The sequence below is a fragment of the Mesorhizobium sp. CA4 genome (assembly GCF_020165075.1).
Taxonomy (GTDB): Bacteria; Pseudomonadota; Alphaproteobacteria; order Rhizobiales; family Rhizobiaceae; genus Mesorhizobium.
This window is the reverse complement of sequence record NZ_JAIUHK010000005.1, coordinates 132,797-154,945: the sequence shown is the minus strand read 5'-3', so window position 1 is coordinate 154,945 and position 22,149 is coordinate 132,797. Positions and strand designations below refer to the sequence as shown.

Annotated in this window: 21 protein-coding genes and 1 pseudogene; 9 read left to right on the top strand and 13 right to left on the bottom strand. The window is 63.9% G+C overall.

Annotated features, from left to right (window positions below; translation table 11 throughout):
- The first annotated feature begins 12 nt into the window (after positions 1-12).
- The 4 genes from LB528_RS06250 (at position 13) to LB528_RS06235 (ending at position 4,720) form a co-directional block, all read left to right on the top strand.
- Positions 13-1,197: an MFS transporter gene (locus LB528_RS06250; protein ID WP_224714221.1), complete on the top strand. Its 1,185-nt coding sequence runs from the start codon at positions 13-15 to the stop codon at positions 1,195-1,197.
- Positions 1,198-1,212: 15 nt separating this feature from the next.
- On the top strand, positions 1,213-2,493 hold the full coding sequence (locus LB528_RS06245; RefSeq protein ID WP_224714220.1) for a D-arabinono-1,4-lactone oxidase: 1,281 nt from the start codon (positions 1,213-1,215) through the stop codon (positions 2,491-2,493).
- Positions 2,490-3,626, top strand: a complete 1,137-nt coding sequence (locus LB528_RS06240) for an alanine racemase (RefSeq protein WP_224714219.1) — start codon at positions 2,490-2,492, stop codon at positions 3,624-3,626. The genes LB528_RS06245 and LB528_RS06240 overlap by 4 nt, the downstream gene beginning before the upstream one ends.
- Before the next feature lie 158 nt (positions 3,627-3,784).
- Positions 3,785-4,720, top strand: a complete 936-nt coding sequence (locus LB528_RS06235) for a helix-turn-helix domain-containing GNAT family N-acetyltransferase (RefSeq protein WP_224714218.1) — start codon at positions 3,785-3,787, stop codon at positions 4,718-4,720.
- Positions 4,721-4,749: 29 nt separating this feature from the next.
- Here the strand turns inward: LB528_RS06235 and LB528_RS06230 are convergent, their stop codons facing one another.
- The 8 genes from LB528_RS06230 to LB528_RS06195 all read right to left on the bottom strand — a co-directional run bounded on the left by LB528_RS06230 (position 4,750) and on the right by LB528_RS06195 (position 11,545).
- Positions 4,750-5,583 (bottom strand): AraC family transcriptional regulator, encoded by an 834-nt coding sequence (locus tag LB528_RS06230; protein ID WP_224714217.1) that lies wholly within the window; start codon positions 5,581-5,583, stop codon positions 4,750-4,752.
- 135 nt (positions 5,584-5,718) lie between these two features.
- A complete protein-coding gene (locus LB528_RS06225) occupies positions 5,719-6,654 on the bottom strand; it encodes a phosphatidate cytidylyltransferase (RefSeq protein ID WP_224714216.1) in 936 nt (311 codons plus the stop codon).
- Positions 6,654-7,313, bottom strand: coding sequence for a lysophospholipid acyltransferase family protein (locus LB528_RS06220; protein ID WP_224714215.1), 660 nt, complete (start codon positions 7,311-7,313; stop codon positions 6,654-6,656). The genes LB528_RS06225 and LB528_RS06220 overlap by 1 nt, the downstream gene beginning before the upstream one ends.
- Positions 7,310-7,513 (bottom strand): hypothetical protein, encoded by a 204-nt coding sequence (locus tag LB528_RS06215; RefSeq protein WP_224714214.1) that lies wholly within the window; start codon positions 7,511-7,513, stop codon positions 7,310-7,312. The genes LB528_RS06220 and LB528_RS06215 overlap by 4 nt, the downstream gene beginning before the upstream one ends.
- Complete coding sequence (locus tag LB528_RS06210; protein ID WP_224714213.1) at positions 7,513-7,752, bottom strand: hypothetical protein; 240 nt, start codon at positions 7,750-7,752, stop codon at positions 7,513-7,515. The genes LB528_RS06215 and LB528_RS06210 overlap by 1 nt, the downstream gene beginning before the upstream one ends.
- Positions 7,749-9,080 carry a phosphatase PAP2/dual specificity phosphatase family protein gene (locus LB528_RS06205; RefSeq protein ID WP_224714212.1) on the bottom strand — a complete coding sequence of 444 codons (1,332 nt, stop codon included), beginning with the start codon at positions 9,078-9,080 and terminating at the stop codon, positions 7,749-7,751. The genes LB528_RS06210 and LB528_RS06205 overlap by 4 nt, the downstream gene beginning before the upstream one ends.
- Positions 9,081-9,093: 13 nt before the next feature.
- The gene (locus LB528_RS06200) at positions 9,094-10,899 is read right to left on the bottom strand and encodes a bifunctional alpha/beta hydrolase/class I SAM-dependent methyltransferase (protein ID WP_224714211.1); all 1,806 of its coding nucleotides are present in this window, start codon (positions 10,897-10,899) and stop codon (positions 9,094-9,096) included.
- A gap of 37 nt (positions 10,900-10,936) precedes the next feature.
- Positions 10,937-11,545, bottom strand: coding sequence for a CDP-alcohol phosphatidyltransferase family protein (locus LB528_RS06195; protein ID WP_224714210.1), 609 nt, complete (start codon positions 11,543-11,545; stop codon positions 10,937-10,939).
- Positions 11,546-11,708: 163 nt separating this feature from the next.
- Here LB528_RS06195 and LB528_RS06190 point away from each other — a divergent pair.
- The 3 genes and pseudogenes from LB528_RS06190 to LB528_RS06180 all read left to right on the top strand — a co-directional run.
- Positions 11,709-11,816, top strand: a pseudogene (locus LB528_RS06190) (iron ABC transporter permease); the annotation flags it as partial.
- Positions 11,817-11,958: 142 nt separating this feature from the next.
- Positions 11,959-12,438, top strand: a complete 480-nt coding sequence (locus LB528_RS06185) for a MarR family winged helix-turn-helix transcriptional regulator (RefSeq protein WP_059186480.1) — start codon at positions 11,959-11,961, stop codon at positions 12,436-12,438.
- Positions 12,435-13,625: an HlyD family secretion protein gene (locus LB528_RS06180; RefSeq protein ID WP_224714209.1), complete on the top strand. Its 1,191-nt coding sequence runs from the start codon at positions 12,435-12,437 to the stop codon at positions 13,623-13,625. The genes LB528_RS06185 and LB528_RS06180 overlap by 4 nt, the downstream gene beginning before the upstream one ends.
- A gap of 255 nt (positions 13,626-13,880) precedes the next feature.
- Here the strand turns inward: LB528_RS06180 and LB528_RS06175 are convergent, their stop codons facing one another.
- Positions 13,881-14,036 (bottom strand): hypothetical protein, encoded by a 156-nt coding sequence (locus LB528_RS06175; RefSeq protein WP_224714208.1) that lies wholly within the window; start codon positions 14,034-14,036, stop codon positions 13,881-13,883.
- Between LB528_RS06175 and LB528_RS06170 the strand changes: the two genes are divergently transcribed.
- Entirely contained in the window at positions 14,035-15,567 is a 1,533-nt protein-coding gene (locus LB528_RS06170) for a DHA2 family efflux MFS transporter permease subunit (protein WP_224714207.1), read from the top strand. The genes LB528_RS06175 and LB528_RS06170 overlap by 2 nt on opposite strands.
- 27 nt (positions 15,568-15,594) lie before the next feature.
- Here LB528_RS06170 and LB528_RS06165 read toward each other — a convergent pair whose 3' ends face one another.
- Positions 15,595-16,101, bottom strand: a complete 507-nt coding sequence (locus tag LB528_RS06165; RefSeq protein WP_224516499.1) for a CAP domain-containing protein — start codon at positions 16,099-16,101, stop codon at positions 15,595-15,597.
- Between the two features lie 236 nt (positions 16,102-16,337).
- Between LB528_RS06165 and LB528_RS06160 the strand changes: the two genes are divergently transcribed.
- The gene (locus LB528_RS06160; protein ID WP_224714206.1) at positions 16,338-17,162 is read left to right on the top strand and encodes a DUF2189 domain-containing protein; all 825 of its coding nucleotides are present in this window, start codon (positions 16,338-16,340) and stop codon (positions 17,160-17,162) included.
- 3 nt (positions 17,163-17,165) lie between these two features.
- Here LB528_RS06160 and LB528_RS06155 read toward each other — a convergent pair whose 3' ends face one another.
- The 3 genes from LB528_RS06155 to LB528_RS06145 form a co-directional block, all read right to left on the bottom strand.
- On the bottom strand, positions 17,166-17,798 hold the full coding sequence (locus tag LB528_RS06155) for a LysE family translocator (RefSeq protein WP_224714205.1): 633 nt from the start codon (positions 17,796-17,798) through the stop codon (positions 17,166-17,168).
- 307 nt (positions 17,799-18,105) lie between these two features.
- On the bottom strand, positions 18,106-20,079 hold the full coding sequence (locus tag LB528_RS06150; protein ID WP_224714204.1) for a TadE/TadG family type IV pilus assembly protein: 1,974 nt from the start codon (positions 20,077-20,079) through the stop codon (positions 18,106-18,108).
- 154 nt (positions 20,080-20,233) lie between these two features.
- Positions 20,234-22,132 (bottom strand): pilus assembly protein TadG-related protein, encoded by a 1,899-nt coding sequence (locus tag LB528_RS06145; RefSeq protein ID WP_224714203.1) that lies wholly within the window; start codon positions 22,130-22,132, stop codon positions 20,234-20,236.
- Positions 22,133-22,149: the final 17 nt, after the last annotated feature.

Here is a 22,149-nt window from a genome sequence, read left to right as displayed (position 1 = left end):
GGAGGGCGCCTCGTGACCGCATCGCAAGCCGTGCAGGCGGAAAATGCCGATTGGCTTGTCGGCAATCCGACCGGCCTGCAGCTGGCCTCGGCGCTTTGGATCGGCTCGGTCGGCCTGCTCATCCTCGGCTTGCAGCCGGTGCTGCTCGGCGCGCTCTACAGCGAAGGTCACGTCACCGGCGACGAGCTGGCGCTGGTCGCCACCGCCGAGATGATTGCCATCGCCATCGGCTCGGGCGTAGTGGCGATGCTCTTGCCGGCGCGCAACATGCGTTGGAAGAGCGCGGCGCTGCTCATGCTGCTGGCACTCGCCAATGCCTGGACCGCTTATGCCGGCAGCCCCAATGCGCTGATCGGCGCGCGCACGCTGGCCGGCCTCGCGGAGGGCGGGCTGGTCGCCGTCGCGACGGAGCTGATCGCCCGCTCGCGCCGAGCCGAGCGCATCGGCGGCTATTTCGTTACGCTGCAGACCCTGGCGCAATGCGCGCTGGCGCTGATCCTCGCGCTCTTTGCCGTGCCGCGAGCGGGCTCGGCCGGCGGCTTCATCGCGCTCGGCATCGTCTGCCTGCTTTCGCTCGCCGTCGCCTGGACCGTGCCGGACGACTATGCTGACCTGCCCAAGGAAGAGCAGTTCACCAATGTGGCGACTGTGCCGGCGATCACCGCGCTGCTGTCTATCTTCTGCTATTTCATGTTCTTCGGCGCCGTCTGGGCCTTTCTCGAGCCCATCGGCGCGCAGTTCGGCATTGATGGCCGCACCGTCGGCCTGATGGTTTCGGCGAGCCTTGCCGCGCAAGTGATCGGCGCGATGACCGCGACAATCTTCGAGGCGCGCATCGACTATCGTTTCGCCATCACCGTCATCGGGATCGTCGCGGCGATCAGCTCGCTGCTGCTTGCGTCCGGTCCGGGTCTTTCGGTGTTCTGGGCGGTGGCGCTGGTAATGGGCTTCATCCTGCTCTTCATCGTGCCTTACCAGATCCGGCTGGCGATCACCGCTGACGAGACGCGCAACGCCGTATTGCTGGTGCCGGCCGCCCAGCTCTTCGGCCTCGCCATCGGTCCGATCGCCGCCTCGCTACTGATTGACGGCACGAACTTCCGGCCCGTGCCGGAATTCGCCGCCGCCACCGCTTTGGCCAGCGTGCTTTTGCTCGGCATCTTCGTGCTGATCGCGCGGCGGCGCGGCCGGGCCTGAGCCGGAGGGATCAAGATGGCAACCGCCTGGAGCAACTGGTCCGGCTTCGTCACGGCTTCCCCGAAATTGATCGCGACGCCGGCCGATGCCGGCGAGCTGGCCGAACTGGTGCGCTCGGCGCCTGGTCCGCTGCGCGTCGCCGGTGCCGGCCATTCCTTCACGCCGCTGGTGCAGTCCGAGGGCACCATCGTCTCGCTGGAGAAGATCGAGGGCCTGGTCTCGCACGATGCCGCGAACAACCGGGCGCGGGTGAGGGCGGGAACCAAGCTCGGAGCGCTGATGCGCATCCTGCAGGATATCGGCCAGGGCCTGCCCAATATGGGCGACATCGACAAGCAGGCGATCGGCGGCGCGTTAGGCACGGCAACGCATGGCTCCGGCCCGACGCTCGGCGCCTATCACACGCGGTTGGAGGCGGTGCAGCTCATCGATGGACAAGGCGAGCTGCGCGAGTTCAGCCGGGCGGGTGGCCTGGACATGATCCACGCCACCGGCGTCGCGCTGGGCAGCTTCGGCGTGCTGACCGAAGTGACGATGAACAACATCGCGACCTATCGGCTGCGCCGCCGCAAATGGGTGCTGCCGATCGGCGACATGCTCAAAAACTTCGAGACGATGATGGCCGCGCATCGCTCGGCCGAGTTCTACTACATCCCGTTCTCCGGCTACGCCCAGTTCATCGCCAGCGATCTCAGCGACGCGGCGCCGACGACGCGGCCGACCGAGGACGACGAGGAAGGGCTGGCGACCTTGCGCAAGCTGCGCACCGCGTTGCGCTGGCTGCCGTCGCTGCGCCGGGCACTGATCAAGGGCGCGGTGAGGAAAGTGCCGGCGGAAGACTATGTTCAGGACTGGCTCAACGTCTACGCCAGCGACCGTCGCACCAAATTCAACGAGATGGAGTACCACCTGCCTTACGAGGAAGGTCCCAAGGCGTTGGCCGAAATCATCGCGCTGACGGAAAAGCACTTTCCGGAAGTCTATTTCCCGATGGAGGTGCGTTCCGTGGCCCCCGACGAGTTCTGGCTTTCGCCTTTCTACAAAAGGCTGACCTGCTCGATCGCCGTCCACCATGATGCGGCGAATGATCCGCTGCCTTTCATGCGCGCCGCCGAACCCATTTTCCGCAAGTATGGCGGCAGGCCGCACTGGGGAAAGATGCACAACCTGAAGGCGGCGGAATTCAAGAAGCTTTATCCGCGTTGGGACGACGCGATGGCGGTGCGGCGCGACATCGATCCGCAAAACCGCTTCGTCTCGCCCTACATGGCCGACCTATTCGGCATCCGACAATGAGCGCCTATTTCGCTGCCCTGTCCGATGCATTGAGGGCCGCCGAGATTTTCCGGCCCTGCCTTGTCCTCGACCGCGACCGGCTGGACGGCAACATCGCGCTGGTGAAGGAAAGGCTGGCGCCGGGCCTTGCGGTGCGGCTGGTCGACAAATCGCTGCCTTGCATGCCGCTGCTCTCGCATATCGCGCGAGCACTCGAAACCAACCGCTTCATGACCTTCCATCCGCCGGTGACGCAGGCCGTGCTCGACGCCTTTCCCGACGGCGACCTGCTCTACGGCAAGCCGGTGCCGGTCGGCGCCGCCAGGGCCGCGCTGACCAGAGGCGGCGCCGGCTGGTGGTCGCGCGTCTGCTGGCTGATCGACACGCCGGAGCGGCTGGCCGACTACGGCGCCTTGGCCGCTGCGCTCGACACCGAACTGCGCTTCGCTTTCGAGGTGGATGTCGGCCTGCATCGCGGCGGCTTTCGCGATCCCGCCGAGACTAACGCGCTCCCCATTCCAAAAGGTCTGCACTGCGAAGGCTTCATGGCCTATGAGGCGCATGCGCCGGAAATCCCGGGTTTGTTCGGCGGCGCGGCCAAGGCGCTGAAGCAGGCATCCGCCAAGGCCGCGGAGTTCGCCGCTGCCCTCGATCCGGACCAGCGCCGCATCCTCAATATCGGCGGCTCCAAGACGGCTCTGCTGCATGGCGGCGGCGTCGCCAACGAAGTGTCGATCGGCTCGGCCTTCGTGCTGCCCAAGGATTTCGACACGCCCGGGCTGGATGGCTTCCAGCCGGCGGCCTTTATCGCCACCCCGATCCTCAAGGCGCTCGATCCCATGCTGCCCGGTCCGCCGGCGGTTTCCAGGGTGCTCCAGGCGCTCGGCCTCTTCCCGCGCAAGGGCTGCTATCTCTATGGCGGCAAGTGGATGGCCGAGCCGGTGTTTCCCGAAGGCGTGAAGCCGAACGGACTGATCGGCCTATCGTCCAACCAGCAATTCATGGGCCTGCCGGCAGGCGCCGATGTGAAGCCCGGCGACTATGCCTTCCTGCGGCCGACGCAGAGCGAGGCGGTGCTGCAACATTTCGGCTCGATCGCTGTGTTTTCCGGTGGCCGCATCGTGGAGTTCTGGCCAGTGCTGCCAATGGGGTGAGGCCGCTGCGGTCGCGATTGGCATTAGCCTCCGCAACTGGGCGTCGCTTCGCTCCTTGCTCCGCCCTGGAATGACGAAGTTGTGTAGTGTCCCGCTCCCCATATTTATTGACTCAGTCAACTAAATGGTTGATCCTGTCCATGACAGGAGGATTTCCCATGACCATCCACAATCACCCCGGCAAGGACCGTATCGATGCGGTGCGCGCCTTCAACCGCTTCTATACCCGCCAGCTCGGCCTGCTCGACGAGGGCCTGCTGAAAAGTTCGTTCTCCCTGACCGAGGCGCGGGTGCTTTACGAGCTCGCCCATCGCGATGGGTTAGTCGCAAGCGACCTGGTGCGCGACCTGGGCCTCGACCCCGGCTATGTCAGCCGGCTCTTGAAGAAATTCGAGGAGCGCGGCCTGGTCGGACGCGAAGCCAGTGAGACCGACGCGCGCCGCGCCTCGATCGCGCTGACGCAGGCCGGCAGAGAGGCCTTCGCGCCGCTCAACCAGGATTCGCACGACCAGGTGCGCGCGCTGCTCGATCGGCTGGCCCCGGCCGAACAGGACCGGCTGGTCAAGGCCATGCGCACCGTGCAGGACCTGCTCGGCGACAGGCCCGAACCCAAGGTGCCTTATATCCTGCGGCCGCTGCAGGTTGGCGACATCGGCTGGATCACACACCGCCAGGGCCTCATCTACGCGCAGGACTATGGCTGGGACGAAACCTACGAGGCGCTGGTCGCTGAGATCCTCGGTGAGTTCGTCAAGAATTTCGTCCCGCAATGGGAGCGCAGCTGGATCGCCGAGCGCGAAGGCGAGGTGGTCGGCTCGGTCTTCGTCATGCGCAAATCGCCCAAGGTCGCCAAGCTCAGGCTGCTCTATGTCGAACCGTCGGCGCGCGGCCTTGGCATTGGCCGGCGGCTGGTCGACGAATGCATCACCTTCGCGCGCGCCAAGGGCTACAAGACGCTGACGCTGTGGACCAACGACATCCTTGGCTCGGCCCGCCGCATCTATCAGGCCGCGGGCTTCAAGCTGGTCGACGAGGAACGCCACCATTCCTTCGGCAAGGATCTTGTCGGGCAAACGTGGAACCTGGAGCTATAGTCCTCCTTCTCCCACGAGGGAATCCGCACTCACCCCTTGACCGGCACCCAGATCTCCAGCCCGCCATTGCCGGTGCGCGCGTCGAATTCGGGCCCGTAGAGCTCGAACTCGGGCGCATCGGCGATCTCGTGGCCGGAGGACGGCAGCCAGCTGTTCCAGATCGTGTTGACGGTCCGGCGGATGGTCGAGATGTGCTCGCGATGCGAGAACACCGCATATTTCTGCGCCGGCACCCGCACGCGGTAGAAATCCTTCGGCAGGTCGGAGAAATCCGTCACCTCGACGCCGACGACATAGTCGAAACTGCCGGCATCGTCGCCATTCGTGCACACGCCGTAGAAGACGCCGGGCACTTCGCCCGGAATGTTGCCGATATAGGGGGCGAAGCGCTGCCACTGCATCGGAATGCCGGCGCTGGTCTCGCAGCTGTAGCGCTCGCCGAGGCCGGCGACGAGGAAAGGGCGGCTGGTCTCGAAGCGCGGCGGCTCGAGTGTGGTGAGAAGCGAACTGTCCATCAGAATGGGCTCCACAAAGTCCAGGTTTTCGGTCGAGCCTTGCGCGCGCACCAGCTCCGGCGTGGTGCCGAATTGCTCGCGAAAAGCCCGCGTGAACGCCTCATGCGAGCTGTAGCCGGCATCGAGCGCGACCGAAAGAATGTCGCGCGCGCCGCCGGCCAGCTTGCGCGCCGCTTCGCTCAAGCGACGCGCTCGCATATAACCCATCACGGACCGTCCCGTGGCCGCGCCGAAGGCGCGCGTCACGTGGAAGCGCGACACGCCGCTGCTTGCCGCTATCTCGTCGAGGCTGATGGCGTCGGGCAGATGGCTTTCGACGAACCACAGCGCTTTCTCGGTCGGGTTCATGGCTCCTCGCATTTTTTGGCGGGGCGACACTAGCCCCTGCGCCGCCAGCCAGTTTGATCGAAATTGCGCTCGGCGCGAAGTCTGCCCGCACGCTGCCGCGCAGGAACTGCCGATCGGTGCATTGCCGGCAGGCGATCACACGGTCCAGAAATAGCGCACGATGTGAAAGAAGATCGGCGCGGCGAAGACCAGGCTGTCGGTGCGGTCGAGCATGCCGCCATGGCCCTCGATCAGGTGCCCCCAATCCTTGACGCCCTGGTCGCGCTTGATCGCCGAGGCGACGAGTCCTCCGAGGAATCCCATCGTGCAGGCGACGAAGGCGACGGCCGAGGCCTGCAGCGGCGAGAACGGCGTGATGAAGGACAAGAGCGCGCCAAGCAGGCTCGACGCCACCAGCCCGCCAATCAGGCCTTCCCAGGTCTTCGACGGCGAGACGGTCGGCGAGAAGCGGTGCTTTCCGAACAGCTTGCCGAAAATATACTGCAGCACGTCGCTGCCTTGCACGACGATGATCAGGAAGGCGATGAGAAGCAGGTTGCGGTCTTCGAAACCCGGCACGTTGAGCGTCAGCAAAGCGGGCACGTGACTGACGCAATAGACCGAGATCATGATCGCCCATTGCTGGGCCGAGACGCGCTCGAGAAAACGTTCTGTGTCGCCGTGCAGCGCCGTGATCGCCGGCATCAGCAGGAAGCAGTAAACCGGGATGAAGATCACGAAGAGACCGTACCAGGCAGTCCACACCAGCCAGTATTGGAACGGGATAACGATGCCGAACATGCCGAGCAGCACCCAGTGGTCGCTGCGCCGGCTATGCGTCAGCGTCACGAATTCGCGCAGCGCCGCGAACGAGATCAACGCGAACAGGATGGTCATGCCGTAGCGGCCGAAGAAGAAGGCGACCGTCATCAGCGCCACCATCACCCACCAGGCGTTGATGCGCTGGGTAAGGTTGACCAGCGTCGCGCTCAGCGGCTTCGGTGCGCGCATCGAAAGGATGCCGGCGGTGACGCTGGCGGTGCTCAGCACCACGAAAAGGCCGATGATCAAAATGCTGATTTCGTGGCGCATCAATCGTCTCGGTCGGGGCGCGGGTTGAGCGCCATAAGCTCGGCGCGGGCGCGCTGCAGAAAAGCGCGGCGTTCCTCGCCGGGCGCCACGGCCACAGGGGCGCCGAAGACCACGCGGCAAAGCAGCGGCACCGGAAGGAACTGTCCTTTGGGCAGCACGCGCGACATGTTCTCGATCCAGCAGGGGATCAGCTCGACGTTTGGCCGCGCCATCGACAGATTGTAGAGCCCGGAGCGGAAGGGCAGCAGTTCATCGCTGGTGTTCCGGGTGCCTTCCGGGAAGATAATCAGCGAATGGCCCTGGTCGAGCACGGAGAGCATGATCGAGATCGGGTGCTCCGCCTCGCTTGTCCATTGCCGGCTGATCAGCACGGAAGACAGCATGTCCTCGGCGATGAAACGGCGCAGCCGCGACTTGCCCCAATATTCGGCAGCGGCGATGGCGTGCGTCTTGGCGCGCTCCGTTTCGCTCAGGCAGGCCGACAGAAGGATGAAATCGCCATGGCTGGTGTGGTTGGCGAAATAGATGCGCTGACGGTCGGACGGCTGGCTGCCGTTCCAGATCGGCCGCACGCCGGTGACCGCCCAGGCCAGCGCCGACAGCCCGACCGAAGTCGACGTCTGCAGCAAGGTGTAGGTGCGCAGCGCAAGCTTGCTCATCTGGGCATCCAGAAACCGGCGGTGAGGAACGCGACGACGAAGATTGCGAAGGCGATGCGCTGGCGGGTGAGCAGTTTTCGCGTTCCCGCGACCCGCTCGTCCAGCGGACGCGGCGTTGGCGAAGCGGGCTTCAGCCGCATGCGCGTCAGCATGTCGTCCACTGCGCTGCCGCCCGACACTTCGTCGCCATGGCTCACCATCAAACGAAACAGCAGTGCGTCGAAAAGGAGAGCGTGGAAAGTCCAAGCACTGCGACGGCGCTCGCCGCCGCGACCACTAGCGCCAGCACCGCGAGGGGCGCGTAGAGCGCGCCGCGCGCCGAAGCGACGAGCGGCGCGACGCTGTCGCCGGCGATCACGAGCGCGGCCGGCCATGCCGCCTGCTTGACCAGCATCGCGGCGAAGGCGGCAGTATCGCGCTGATAGGCGTCGTCGCTCATGCCGGCTCGTCCAGGCCGACCTGAAGATGCACCGGCCGGCCGGATGCGGCGAGCTGCTTGCGCGCCTGTGCTGGAGTGTGCGAGCGGCCGCTGGTGACCAGCCATTGGGCGACGACGGTGGCGCTGCGCTGGAAGCCGAGCGCGCAGCAGACCAGAACCGTGCCCTGCCTGCGCGCCGGCTCGATCGCCGCTACCGCTTTGTCGAGTGTATCGGCGGGGGGCGAAAGGAGATCGAGCATGGCCAAGCTCGTCCATCGTCCCATAGCATCGCGCGGCCGCTCCAGCTCGGCTGCAAGGTCGATCACCGTGCCGAAGCTATCGGCTTCGGCAGCATCGGGAAAACGCCCGAGGAAGACGCCGTCGGCGACAGCAACGACCGGCGGCAGTTTGCGGGTCCAGGCCCAGACATTGGCCCTGGCGCCCAACCGATACGGCCAGAGCAGGACGCGGCTTGCCAGCGAGACACGGCCGTTAGCCGTCTTTTGGAACACTTTTGGCCCGGCCCCGGCATAGCCAAAGGCGACGATGGCCAGTGCCAGCGAAGGCCACAAAAGCACAAGCGCTATAGCCGAGAAGAAGGCGCCGGCAACTGCACCGGCAAGCGCCAGAGCGGCGCCCAGCGCGTAGGAGAGCGCAAGCCTCCGCGCCTTGACGTCGGCGGTCAGGCGGAAACCGGTGAAGGGCAATTCTCCTTCAGCCGGAAAGAGCCACAGCGCAAGGAAGCCGAGCAACGCACCGGTCGGGATGTCGATGAAATGGTGTTGCCAGGTCGTCAGCACCGAGGCGCCGATCAGGAAGGACCAAAAATGCCAGAGCGCGAGCACGGGACCGGAAAGGCGTTGGCGCCAGTGATCCCAGATGATCACCAGAAGCGCGATATGCAGGGAAGGAGCCTGGTTGAACGGCTTGTCGAATCCGCCGAGCACGGCAAACAGGAAGCCGGGCAGGCCGGTCGTTGCCGGCCGCACGAAAGTGGCGGTCAGCGGAAACAGGATGAAGCAGGAGACGGCGACGACCTGGGCGGTGAGGTAGCGGCCGGCCAGCCGATCGACGCCCTGCCGGGTGTCATTGAGCAGAAGCGACAGACCGTAGAACAGGTTGATCGACCAGTAGGGCACGATCGTCCAGGCAATGAACGGAACGTAGTGCTCCCAGGGGAAAACGATGCTGCCAACGTATAAGCGCTTCGAGGCCAGCCAGTTGGCGAAGCCGTAGGTCGAATAGAAGAATGGCGCGAGAAACGCGAGCCAAAGCGCTGCCCGCAGGACGACAGGTCCATAGGGCTCGGCGATGGCTGAAAGTGGCGGGGGCACGGCGCTGGCGGGCATGCGTGGACGGTTCCTAGAGCCGCCTTGCCAGCGAGACGGTGAAGATGCCCCACTGGTCGATGCGCCGGTCGAGCTTCTCGAAGCCGGCTGCTTCCACCAACTGGTCCATCTCGCCTTGTGTGCGCCGCCGCATCACCCAGGCCTGGCCGCCGCGATGCGAGGTCAGGCTGCGCGCGATCATTTCAAGCTGCGGATGCCACGGCTGGTTGGTGTAGATGAGCAGACTGCCGGGTCGCATGGCGCGGGCGAGGCCTCCCAGCGAGCGGGTAACCAGAGCATTGTCCGAGAAGAGCTCGTAGAGGCCGGAGACGATCGCAAGATCCGGCGCCGGATCGAGCGCTGCCAGCCCGTCGCCGTCGAACGCGTCGGCACGCCGGAACGAGACATCTGCCGGCATATGCCGTTCGGTGATCAGTTTGCGGCCGAGCTCGACATTGATGTCGGAATAGTCCTGCAGGCGCACGCTGGCCGGCTGCTCCGAGCTCTTGCTGATCGCATCGAGCACATAGCGGCCGTGACCGGCGGCGATGTCGAGGATGTGGCCTGGCCGTCCGGACGCCTTCAGCGTTGCCAGCGCCTGGCCGATCAGCTCTTCGAGGTGGAGCTTGCGCTGGCGGATGCCGCGCCAGCCGATGGCATCGAGGAAAGTCCTGTCGACCATGCGGCCGATCGGCCCGATGCCGCGCGCTTCATTCTCGTAGACATAGTCCAGCGTCGAGCCGGAATCGAAGCCCGTGCTGACGCCGATCTTCATGCCGCGCGAAAACCAGCTGCCGATACGAATGAAGGCGCGGCTCAAGCCCCAGTAGAGGCCCTTGGGCGAGAGGAGATCGAGCGGCGAGGCAAGCCAGTCGGCCTCGTCGCGCGTATAACCGGCGAGATCCGCCTGCTTCAGGTCGACAGCTTCGGCCGGCGAAGCGAACTGCCCTTTGAGGAAAGGCCGGATCAGGTCGAGCGCCTTGGCGCGGTCGCGCTCGCCCAGCGTGTCGTGGAAGAAGCCCGGCAGCACATGCCGCTCTTTGACGCGGCTGCCGAGATTGACGAAGAATTCGTGCTGAGGACCGTGCCGCACCACCCAGTCGCTGCCCGACAAAAGAAGCTGCGTCGGTACGGTGATGGCCCGGGCGTCGACGACGATGCGCGCCGCATGCTGGTAGAGCTCGACCAGGATGTTGGAGGCGATCGGCCTGGTGATCAGCGGATCGTTCTCGAAGGAGGCGATGCGCGCCGGGTCATGGGTGAGCAGGCTCGCCTTGACGTAAGAATTGACGAAGAAGCGTCCCTTGATCTTTTGCCAGAGTGCGATGCCTTCCTTGGCGAAGGGCACGTAGAGTTTGACCGAGAAGGCGGGCGACGCGAGCACCATGGCGCGCAGTTTCGGCGCATAGTCGTGCACCCAGGCGGCGGCGAGCACAGCGCCGAACGACTGCGCGATGAGCGCGATGTCCTGTGTGCCAAAACTGTCTTTGGCGGCTATCTCGCGCATGAAACAGTCGATATCGCGCACAAGCGCCGCGAAAGACGGCGCGTAGCCGCGCTCGCCGGCAGAGCGCCCGTTGCCGCGCGCATCCCAGGCATAGAAGGCGTGGTCCGGCATGCGCAATTCGTCGACCAGATGCGCCATGCGGCCGCCATGCTCATGGCCACGATGGAAGAGCACGACCGCGCCCTTTGCCTCGGTCGATACTTCTGTCCGGGGCGATACAGGCGGCCAGTAACGGTAAAAGATCTCCGTGCCGTCATGGCTGCGGAAGCTGCGTTCCTGCGCCTGCCGCGCAAGTTCTTCCGCGGGCGCGGCTGCAATCTCTTCGTGAAGCATGGCGTTTCCCCCGGATGGCATGGCGAGCCCTTGATGCTTAGGCGGTGTTGCCAGTAAGGCTGGTGCGTATCCGATTGATGGCGGTCAGCAGCGAAAGCGTAGCCATGGCCGGAAACACAAAAGGCGCGATCGAGGCCGGCCAGAAACCTATGGCGCACAAAGCTGCGACCGCGCCGAGCCCCAGCGCCCTGTCGCTCTTGCCGAACGGCCCGGCATAGTTGCGCCCCGTCCCGGCAGCGACGCCGAGCACGCCGGCGAATTCGGCGAGCATCGCTGCAACGGCAAAGGCAACGACGGCCCAGGCGCCAAACTGCGGGAAAGCCGCAAACGGCAGGATCAGCGCGAGGTCGGACACGACATCGCAGATTTCGTTGAGATACATGCCAAGCGTCGAGGCCTGGCCATGCTCACGCGCCAGCATGCCGTCCATGGCGTTGAGCGCCATGCGCATGAACAGCACCAGGGGTACGAGCAGCAGAAGAAGGCGCGAGCCGGGCGCCACCGCGATCGCCATGCCGGCCGCGATCGAGAGGGCGGCTGCCAGCATGGTGATGGAATTGGCGGTCACGCCCATTGCCGCCAGCCGGTCGACAAGCGGCCGCAGCCTGTCCTGGAAGGCCGGCTTAAGCGCATAGAGCGTCGGCATTGCGTGATCCCCCGATCCACGGCGCAACCTTTACCATGAGCGAGCCGAAAGGCGCTAGCGTGCGCAGAACCCGGGTTCATGGCTCCTCGCAGTTTGGCGGGGGACACCAGGCCCTGTGCCGCCGGCCAGTTTGATCGAAATTGCGCTTCGAGCGAAGTCGAAACGAGTTGCCCGCACGCTTTTGCCGCCGCAGGAACTGCCGATCGGCATCATCACGAGCTCGCTTGGCGCCTTCTTCGTCGTCACCATGCTGATGCGCCAACGGCGATGATCTCTTGGCCGCATGGCACCTCGCACCGCACTTTCATCGATCGCTAACCGTAACGGGCTTTGTCTGCTACCATGTCGATTTGCCAGCTTCTGGAACAAAGCTGCCTCTTGAATAGTGAGCACGCTTATTATATGTATCGCTCATGGTTTCAGATGGTATCGACAGACTGGGATTTTTGATCCACGACGTGCAGCGCCTGATGCGCAAGCGTTTCGAGGCGCGCGCCAGTGGGTTGGGTCTTTCCTCGGCGCAGTGGCGCCTGCTCGTGCGCGTTGCCAAGGAGGCGGGCGTCGCGCAGGCGCGGCTTGCCGAGCTCCTCGAAATCGAGCCGATCAGCGTCTCCCGCCTTGTCGACCGCATGGAGGAGGGCGGCTGGATCGAGCGTCGCCAGGACGCGACTGACCGGCGCGTGCGCATGATCTTCCCGACCGAGAAGGCGAACGCGGCCTATGCCGACGTCAAGAGCCTGGCCGGCGAGGTCTATGAGGAATCGCTGACCGGCGTGTCGGCGGAAGAGCGCCGCGTCCTGATCCGCGTGCTGGATACCATCGTGCAGAATCTGACGGATGGCGAGACGTCGTCCCTGGAAAAGATCAAGAATACGGAAGGGGCAGCAGCATGAATGCGGCAGCCAAGATAGAAGACGACAACGTCACCAAGCTTGCGCCGGCGCAGCCGGTTGCAGAAGCCCCGGCGCAGCCGGCGGCCGCTCCGGTCGCGGCGGTTCCCGAGCCGCAGCCGGCGCCGAAGAAGAAGCGCCGCCTCGGCCGCTTCCTGCTGATGGTTGCCCTGCCGCTGGCCCTGCTTGCCGGCGGCTCCTATGTCTGGGTGACGGGTGGCCGCTACCAGGAAACCGAGAACGCCAACCTGCAGCAGGCCAGGATTTCGGTCGCCTCCGACACGGCCGGCCGTATCGTCCAGGTCGGCATCGCCGATAACCAGCTGGTCAAGCAGGGCGACCTTCTCTTCGTCATAGATCCCGAGCCTTACAAGATCGCGCTCGCCCAGGCCGACGCGGCGGTCGCCGCCGCGCGCCTCAATGTCGAGCAGCTGCGCGCCGCCTACAGCCAGGCGATGGCGCAGGAAAGATCGGCGAGCAGCGAGGTCGATTATGCGCAGTCGCAATATGACCGCGCTGCCGATCTTGCGCAGAAAGGCATCAACGCCAAGTCCTCGCTCGACGAGGCCCGCAACGATCTGGACAAGGCCAAGCAGCAGTTGGCCGTCGCCCAGCAGGGCATCGTCAGCGCCAAGGCAGCACTCGGCGGCAATCCGGACATCGAGACCGACAAGCATCCGACCGTGATGGCGGCGCTCGCCGCGCGCGACAAGGCCGCCTACGATCTGGCGCAGACGACGGTCAAGGCGCCGGCGGACGGCGTCGTCTACCAGGCCGCCTCGTTCAAGGTCGGCCAGTACGTTTCGGTCGGCACACCGCTGTTCGCGCTCGTCGAGACCGGCGACACCTGGATCGACGCCAATTTCAAGGAGACCCAGCTCACCAATATGAAGCCGGGCCAAAAGGCCGAGATCGTCGTCGACACCTATCCGGGCCGCACCTTCGAGGCAACCGTCAAGGCGATCGGCGCCGGAACGGGCGCGGAGTTCTCGTTGCTGCCCGCGCAAAACGCTACCGGCAACTGGGTCAAGGTCACGCAGCGCATTCCCGTGCGCCTGGAAATAACCGATCCCGACGTCAAGATGGCGCTGCGCACCGGCATGAGCGCGACCGTCACGGTCGATACCGGTGTGGCGCGCGGCCTGCCGTCGATCTTCGGTCACGCCACGGCAGGGGAGCAGGCGCAGTAAAGACAGCGAAGCCCGTCGCGATCCGGCGGGCATTGAGGGGATTGGTCTGGTGGAGACGTGGCAAGGACCAGCAAGGCAAGCCGCATGGCGGCTCGTTCGAAAGCTGAGGCCTGGCCACGGACCCGTCGGTCCTCAGGTTTCCGGGCGGCAGGCATCCGCTCCAACAGAGACTTTCGGTCGATGTAACCCCCACATCGATCGTCGCGTCCCACCGCGATGAAAGTCTCTCAACGGAAGGCTTTGCCGCCCGGAAACCTAGAGCCGGATGATTTCAGGCTTGTTCGAGCTGAAATCTGAATCCGCGTCTAAATCAAAGAGAAGAGCATGATGGCGCCCGAAAGCCGCTTCATAGTTTTTGGCATCATGCTCTAACGTACATGTTTTTGTTACCTGCTGGAAGTTCAGCATCATGAGCACGCCCGAAGCCTTCAAGGAAGTGCCGCACCGCGGACTGATCACGGTCGCGCTGATGCTGGCGACGATCATGCAGGCGCTCGACACCACGATCGCCAATGTCGCGCTGCCGACCATGACCGGCGACCTGGGCGCGTCGCCCGACAACATCAACTGGGTGCTGACCTCCTATATCGTGGCCGCGGCAATCATGACGCCGGTTACCGGCTGGCTGGCCGACAGGCTCGGCCGCAAGGAGCTGTTCCTCACCGCCGTCGTCGGCTTCACCATCTTTTCGATGCTCTGCGGTCTCGCCTGGAGCCTCGAGACCATAGTGCTCTTCCGCCTGCTGCAGGGCGTGTTCGGCGCGGCCATCGTGCCGCTGTCGCAGACCTTCCTGCTCGACATCAACCCGAAGGAGCGCCATGGCCAGGCGATGGCCATCTGGGGCGCCGGCATCATGCTGGGGCCGATCCTTGGCCCGACGCTCGGCGGCTGGCTGACGGAAAACTTCAACTGGCGCTGGGTGTTCTTCATCAACCTGCCGGTCGGCATCCTCGCCTTCCTCGGCATGGCCGCCTATCTCCCCGTCATCGCCAAGCGCGTGCGCGGCTTCGACTTTTTCGGCTTCGCCATGCTCTCGCTCGGCGTCGGCGCGCTGCAGCTTCTGCTCGATCGCGGCGGCGAGGTCGACTGGTTCAACTCGGCCGAGATCTGGATCGAACTCGCCCTGTCGCTCACCGGCTTCTGGGTGTTCATCATCCACACGGTGACGGCCGAGCACTCCTTCATCGATCCGAAGATATTCCTCGACCGCAATTTCGTGACCGGGCTGGGGTTCATCTTCGTCATGGGCGTGCTGATCCTGGCCTCGATGTCGCTGCTGCCGCCGATGCTTGCCAACATCTTCGGCTATCCGACCGTGACGATCGGCGTCGTGCTGGGGCCGCGCGGCATCGGCACGATGATTTCCATGCTCGTCGTCGGCCGCATCATGCACAGGATCGATGCCAGGATCCTCGTCGCCATCGGCTTCCTGCTCACCGCGCAGTCGCTCTATACGATGGCGAGCTTCACGCCGCAGATGGACAATTGGCTGATCATCTCCTCGGGCGTCATCCAGGGCCTCGGCATGGGCATGGTGTTCGTGCCGCTGTCGACGGTCGCCTTCGCCACGCTGGACGCGCGCTACCGCACCGACGCCACCTCGCTGTTCAGCCTGGTGCGCAATCTGGGCTCCTCCATCGGCGTATCGGTGGTCGCGGCGCTGATGGTGCGCAACACCCAGATCAACCACACCGAGCTATCGGCCTTCATCAATCCGTACAACCCGAATCTGTGGGCCGCTTCTCCGGCGGCCGCCGCCGGCAATCCCCTAGCACTTTCGCAGGTCGACCGCGCGGTGAATGCCCAGGCGATGATGATTTCCTACATCAACGACTTCAAAATCCTGATGGTGATGACGTTGGCCGCGATCCCGTTCGTCGTTCTGCTGCGCAAGCCCAGGGCCGCGCCCGTAGGCGGGGCGCCAGCGGCGCATATGGATTGATAGTCGCTGACTCAGCCGACCGCCTTTTCAACGGCCCAGCACCAGCGCCCAATAGCGCAGCGCCGGATCGCGGCCGTCGCGCACATAGGCCAGGCCAAAGCGGCTGAAATCCGGATCGAGCATGTTGCGGCGGTGTCCGTCCGAATGCATCCAGATGTCGAACAGTTTCTCGAGGTCGAAGCGGCCCTCGGCGATGTTTTCGGCCGCCGCACCCCGCACGTCATTGTCCTTCATACGCGAGGCAAAATCCTTGCCCCAGCCGGTGGTGTGGCTCATGCGCTCGCGCGAGGCCATGTAGCCGGCCTGCTGCAGCGCCGCCTGTTCGAGCTGCGCGTCCGGCGTCAGCGTGGGCAGACCGGCGGAGCTGCGGATACCGGCCAGGGTCGCCGTGGCGGAGGAGGAGACGCCGGCGCCTTCGCCGGTCGGCACGGAGACGGTGCTGCAGGCGGCGATGCCGGCAAGCGCTGTAAGGCCGGCGGCCTTGAGCAGCGTGCGGCGGTTGAGATCGGGGAGGGCTGTGATCGAGATGCTCATCCGGCCTCTGATACCGCCGATCGTGGCTTTTGCCGGGCAGGGATGAAAGGCTAGGGATGAAAATCGCGTGAAGCGGCGACTTTCCCCGGAATATCGGTTATGATGCGGCCGTTCTTGAAGTGGCAGCCACGGGCGGCCACCGCAGGCGGTGACCGACCCGCGTTGATCTGGCGCATGATTGCTTGACGAGAACCTTCCGGTTCTCGGGCTCATACGTTGACAAACGGAGGACGGTTATGGCCGGTTTTCATGTCATGACGGACGCGCACGGGATGCATGTGCAGCCCGCGTTGCGCCACATCACCACGTCGGATCTCTGGGATGCGTTGAGGCTCGGCGCTGAGGATTTCTGGGCCAAGCCGTCGCATTATGTGTTCCTGTGCCTGATCTATCCGATCGTCGGCCTGATCCTGACGCGGTGGAGCTCCGGCTCCAACGCCATCCAGCTCGTCTATCCGCTGATGTCGGGCTTCGCGCTGATCGGACCCTTCGCGGCCATCGGCCTCTATGAGATCAGCCGCCGGCGCGAGCTCGGCATGAGCAGCCGCTGGCATCATGCGCTCGACGTGCGCCATTCGCCGGCGCTGCCGTCGATTGCGGTCATCGGCATCCTGCTCTTCGCGCTGTTCCTTTTGTGGTTGTTCGCCGCGCAGTCGCTCTACACCAGCCTGTTCGGCGCCGAGCCACCCGCTTCCGTCGGCGGTTTTTTGCGTGACGTGCTGACGACCGGCAAGGGCTGGACGCTGATCCTCGTCGGCAACGCCGTCGGCTTCGTTTTCGCGGCCGTCGTTTTGGCCACCACGGTCATTGCGTTCCCGCTGCTGCTTGACCGCGACGTCGGCGCCGTCTCGGCGATCGAAACCTCGGCCCGCGCGGTGATGGCAAATCCGCTGACGATGGCGCTCTGGGGTTTGACGGTCGCCGTGTTGCTGGTGATCGGCTCGATCCCGCTGTTTGCCGGCCTCGCCGTCGTCATGCCGATCCTTGGCCATGCAACCTGGCATCTCTATCGCAAGGTAGTCGAGCCGGAGCAGATCCGGCCTGTACGTCGGCCGAGGTAGGCGTCAGCGCTGCGCCTCTGTCGCCATTTTTAAGGCGAGAGCCGTCAGCACCGTGCCCATCATCCAGCGCTGCACGACCAGCCAGAACGGCCGTCCGGCGAGGAAATTCGCGATCGAACCGGCTGTCACCGCAATGATCGCGTTGACGGTGAGGCTGATCGAAATCTGCGTCACGCCGAGCACCAGAAGCTGCGAAAGAACATGGCCCTTGGCCGGATTGATGAATTGCGGCAAGAGCGACAGGTAGAGCACGGCCACTTTCGGATTGAGCAGGTTGGTCATCAGGCCCATGACGAAAAGCTTGTATGGTCGGTCTCTTGGCAACTCGCGGACCTGGAAGGGTGAGCGCCCGCCGGGCTTCAGCGCCTGCCAGGCGAGCCACAACAGATAGAGCGCGCCGGCGAAGCGAAGCGCATCATAGGCGTAAGGCACGGCGAAGATGAGCGCGGTGATGCCGAGGGCTGCCGACACCACATAGAACAGGAAGCCCAGCGCCACGCCGCCGAGCGAGATCAGCCCGGCTTTCGGCCCTTGCGACAGCGAGCGCGAGATCAGGTAGATCATGTTCGGGCCTGGCGTGAGCACCATGCCGAGGCAGATCAGCGCAAAGGTGAGGTGATTGGCGGCGTCGGGCATCGGAGTCTCCAAGAGCGAAGACACTGACCACCGACGTCCGCCAACGGCAAGAGCATGATCGCCCGGGCTTTTGCGCCAGTGCTCGAAAATCGGCGAAAGCGCCGCAGCTGCTGATCTCCCCCCTTGCGGGGGAGATGTCCGGCAGGACAGAGGGGGGTGCGAAGGAACGCCTACCCCTTGCCAACTGGGCCAAGGCATAGACGATGTATAGGCTGGCTGGAGAGGCCGGCGGGACAGCACCCCCCTCTGCCTTGCCAGGCATCTCCCCCGCAAGGGGAGAGATTGGCAGCTTCAGCGCTGGCTCCCGCTACCCGACCACGCGCAAATTCGACAACTCGTTGGCAATCTCCTTGAAGTTGTCGGAGAGCGTGGCCCCAGTGGCGTTCCAGAACAGCTTGGCCGGTTTGCTGGGGTCGGTCGGATCCTTGCGGAAGCGGGAATCGGAAGAGCAGGCCTTCAGTGCGGCCATCGCCTTCTGGTCGCTTGAACTGGTAGACGACATGTCCAGCGCCACCGTCATCACCATGATGTTGGCGGCCTTGGCGTTGTCGCACAGCTTCGCCATCTGCTCGTTCATCGCCGCGGTGTAGTTGCTCGACGAATAGTTGAACTGGCCGACGGCGCTCGACGTGCCGCCGAACAGGCGGGTGACCGAGGTGCCGTTGTAGCCGACGCCGGTATAGCCATAGGCCGCATAGGTCGACTTGTTGCCGGCCGGATCGGAATTGACCGTCGAATAGGTGTTCTCGCCGTCGGTGAGCACGATGACGACCTTGTCGTTGCCGCGTTCCGTTTCCGGCCGCCCCTCGGTGAAGGGCGGGCTGCTCGACACGGTGCGCCAGCCCCAGGCCATGCCTTCGGGCACATTGGTGTTGCCGTTGGGCTGCATCAGGTCGATCGCCGCCTTGATGGCCGCAAGCCCATCCGTTTGGGTGACGTCGGTGAGCGGCGTGATCGGTGTGGTGGTGCAGCTGTAATTCGGCCCGGCGCCCGAGCTCAATACCGGAGCATTGATCGGCCGTGGCATGAAGTATTTGGCCATATTGGACTGCCTGGTCTTGCCGGTGGTGCTCGACGGATCGTCGTTCCACCAACTGTTGGCGGCGCCGTAGGTCACCGGCCTCGGCTCGTCCGGGTCCTGGGTCACGTACCAGTGATTCCCCGGTTCGTCCGGGGCGAACATCGGCACGAACATGGTCGCCGGATCGCCGACTCCGATGCCCGTGTTGTTGGGCCCGCCGGAAGCCGGCGTGTCGTCGACATTGTAGGGATAGGGCCGCACTTCCACGCAACCCTGCCAACTGGCGAACGGGCCGTAGGTGTCGATATAGTCGTATTCGTCGTGGCTGCGCTTGCAAGTGTGGTTGTCGCGATATTCGTCACAGACGACGCGTTTGCTGCCGGCGACGCGTTCGTGGCTGGTAACGACCTTCATATCCCGATAAAGCTCGAAACGGGTCAGTATCTGCCCTTCCTCCGCGCCCCAACCGGTACCTTTTTTATACCAGATACCATTGATTTTCTGAGCGTATTTGGTGGGAGCATTCAGCGTCGACCAACCGAAATTCTCGTTGGCGATTGGCGACAGCCCGTAGGTGTCCATCCAGGAGGCGTTGTCGTTGTTCGGCCCGACATTGACCGAAGCCGCGAACGGCACGAGGCTGAACTGGACCGGCTTGTCGATCTGCTTGATCTGCGCTGCCTGCTGCGCCAGCGTATCGACAAGTTGCTTGGCGGCCTGCTTGAGCAGGTCGATGCGCTTCTGTCCCGAGCCTGTGCCGGGCGTTGTCATCGAGCCCGAATTGTCGAGCACCATCGCCACTTCCAGCGTGTTCTTTAGCCGCACCTGGGAGTCCATGGCGAGGTTGATCGATTTGTTCGCATCGACCGTGGATGCGCCGACGAGCAGCGAGGAGGATGGATAGAAGTAAGGATGGTAGTTCAGCGTCGCGCTCATTTTAAGCAGGCCGCCACCGGCTTGGTTGGTCGGCAGCGCGATGTTGAGGGAGATGTTGGCAGGGTCGATGTTGTTGAGGTTGGCGTTGAAGAAGTCGACTGCGTAGGCTCTGATCTGGTCGTCCGTGGCGCCTTCGGCAAGCCGCCGCGCGGCGGCGAAATTGGCGGCGTCGAGCGCGTTCAGCACCATCTGCTTCTGGCGGTTGAGCTCGCTGAAATCGACGGCCATCGCCACCGCTCCCATCAGCGGCACCATGGCGATCGCTGTCATGAGCGCATAGTTGCCGCGGCGGTCACGGCAGAAGTGACGCCAGAATTTGCGCATTGCTAGAGCGGCCCCCCGGCCCGCGGATTTCTTGTCGAGCCACACTTCCACAAAACGCTGAAAGACCGGTTTGGCAAACCAAACCAACTGGCTGCACCATGTCGTGCTCAAAAAACGCCCGCGAGAGGCGGGCGCCGATGGTTTGTTGTGCCGCTCAACTGACGATGCGCAGGTTCGACAATTCGCTGCCGATCGCCTTGAAGTCGTCCGACAAAGTGGCGCCGGTCGAATTCCAGAACAGCTTCGCCGGCTTGCTCGGATCGATCGGATCTTTGCGGAAGCGCGAGTCCGATGCGCAGGCCGTAAGCGCCGAGATCGCCTTCTTCTCGGCAGTTTTCTGATTGCTGAGATCAAGGGAAACCGTCATGACGATAATATTGTTGGCCTTGGCGTTAGCGCACAGCGTTTGCATCTGCTCGTCGAGAGCGGCGGTATAGTTGGCGTCCGTATAGGTGCTTTTGCCGACGGCTGAACTGGTGCTCATGAACAGGCGGGTCACCGAGCCCGAACCGGGATATGCCAGTCCTGTATATCCATAAGCGGCATAGGTTGATCTATTCTTGGCGTAATTGCCGTCGTTGACGGAACTATAGGTGTTGGCGCCATCGGTGAGCACGATGACAACCTTATCGTTGCCTCTTTCGTTATTGTCGCGGCCCTCGGTGAAAGGCTCATTACTGGAGAGAGTCCTCCAGCCCCATGCGAGTCCCTCTGGCACGTTGGTGTTGCCGGTAGGCGTCATCGCATTTATGGCGTTGAGGATTGTCTGCTTACCGGCGGTCGTCGCTACATCCTGCAACGGCGTGATCGGGCTCGTCGTGCAACCGGCATTGGGGCCATCGTCTGCGGACACGGTCGCAGCGTTGTACGGCTTGACCAGAAAATATTTCCGCATGTCCGCTTGGCGTTTGGTCACCGTTAGAGCGTCGCTAGAATCTATCCACCAATTGTTGCTGTAACCCCATGAGCTCGTGCTGGTCCGCGTGCTGTCGGTCCACAGATTACCCGCCTCGTCGGGCGCGAACATGGGAACGAACAGCGTAGCGGGAGTGCCTGACGTCGGGGTCGTGTCGTCGACATTGTAGGGGTAGGGCCGTGCCTCTACGCAGCCTCGCCAAGCCTCATACGGGGCTGTCGTATAAGTATAGGTCTGGCATGAGCCGTTACTGTACTTCTTGGAGCAGGTTCGGGTGGTGGCCATGATATCGTCGTACAGACTGAAGCGGGTCGCCTTCGTGTTTTGGCTTGCGCCCCAGCTGGCGCCACGCTTGTAATAGGCATCGCCGACTTTCTCGATGTACTTGTTTGGATCATAGCCGGGCGCGTTCTTGTACATCTGTGACCAATCGAAATCTTCATGATGGATGGGCGAAACGCCATCCTGGTCCAGCCAATCCTGGTCTTTGTTGGATGGCCCGACATTGACCGAGGCAGAGAACGGGACCAGCGAGAATTGCACGGGCTTACTGACCTGCCGCATCAAATCGGCCTGTCCGGCCAGCATGGTCACCAATTCGGTAGCGGCGGTCTTGAGGAGTTCGATTCGTTGTTGGCCGGTGCCTGAGCCGTTCAGGCTCATCGAGCCCGAATTGTCGAGCACCAGCGCCACTTCCAGCGTGTTCTTGAGGCGGATTTCGGACCGCGCCGAGAAGTTGATAGTGGTCTGGCCGGGTGTTCCGCCGAGCAGCGCGACCGCTGCCGGCAGGAAATAGGGCTGGTACTTCAGGGCGGCTTCGAGCACCAGCGTGCCGCCGCCCGCATTGTTGTTCGGCAGGGTTACCGTCAGCGTCGTGTTCGCCGGAAGGACGTGCCTGAGATTGGCCTCGAAGAAGGTTTTGGCATAGGCCTTGGCTTCGGTGTCGCTGGCGCCGGCGACGATCTGCTGTGCCGTCGCGATGCCGGCGGCATCCAGCGCGTTAAGCGTCTCCTGGCGCTCCCGCACCAGTTCGGTATAGTCAACCGCCAACGCCACGCCGCCCATCAGCGGTATCATGGTGATGGCCGTCATTAAGGCGTAGTTTCCCCGCCTGTCGCGAAAAAAATCGCGAATCATTGTGCTACCCCCGCCAA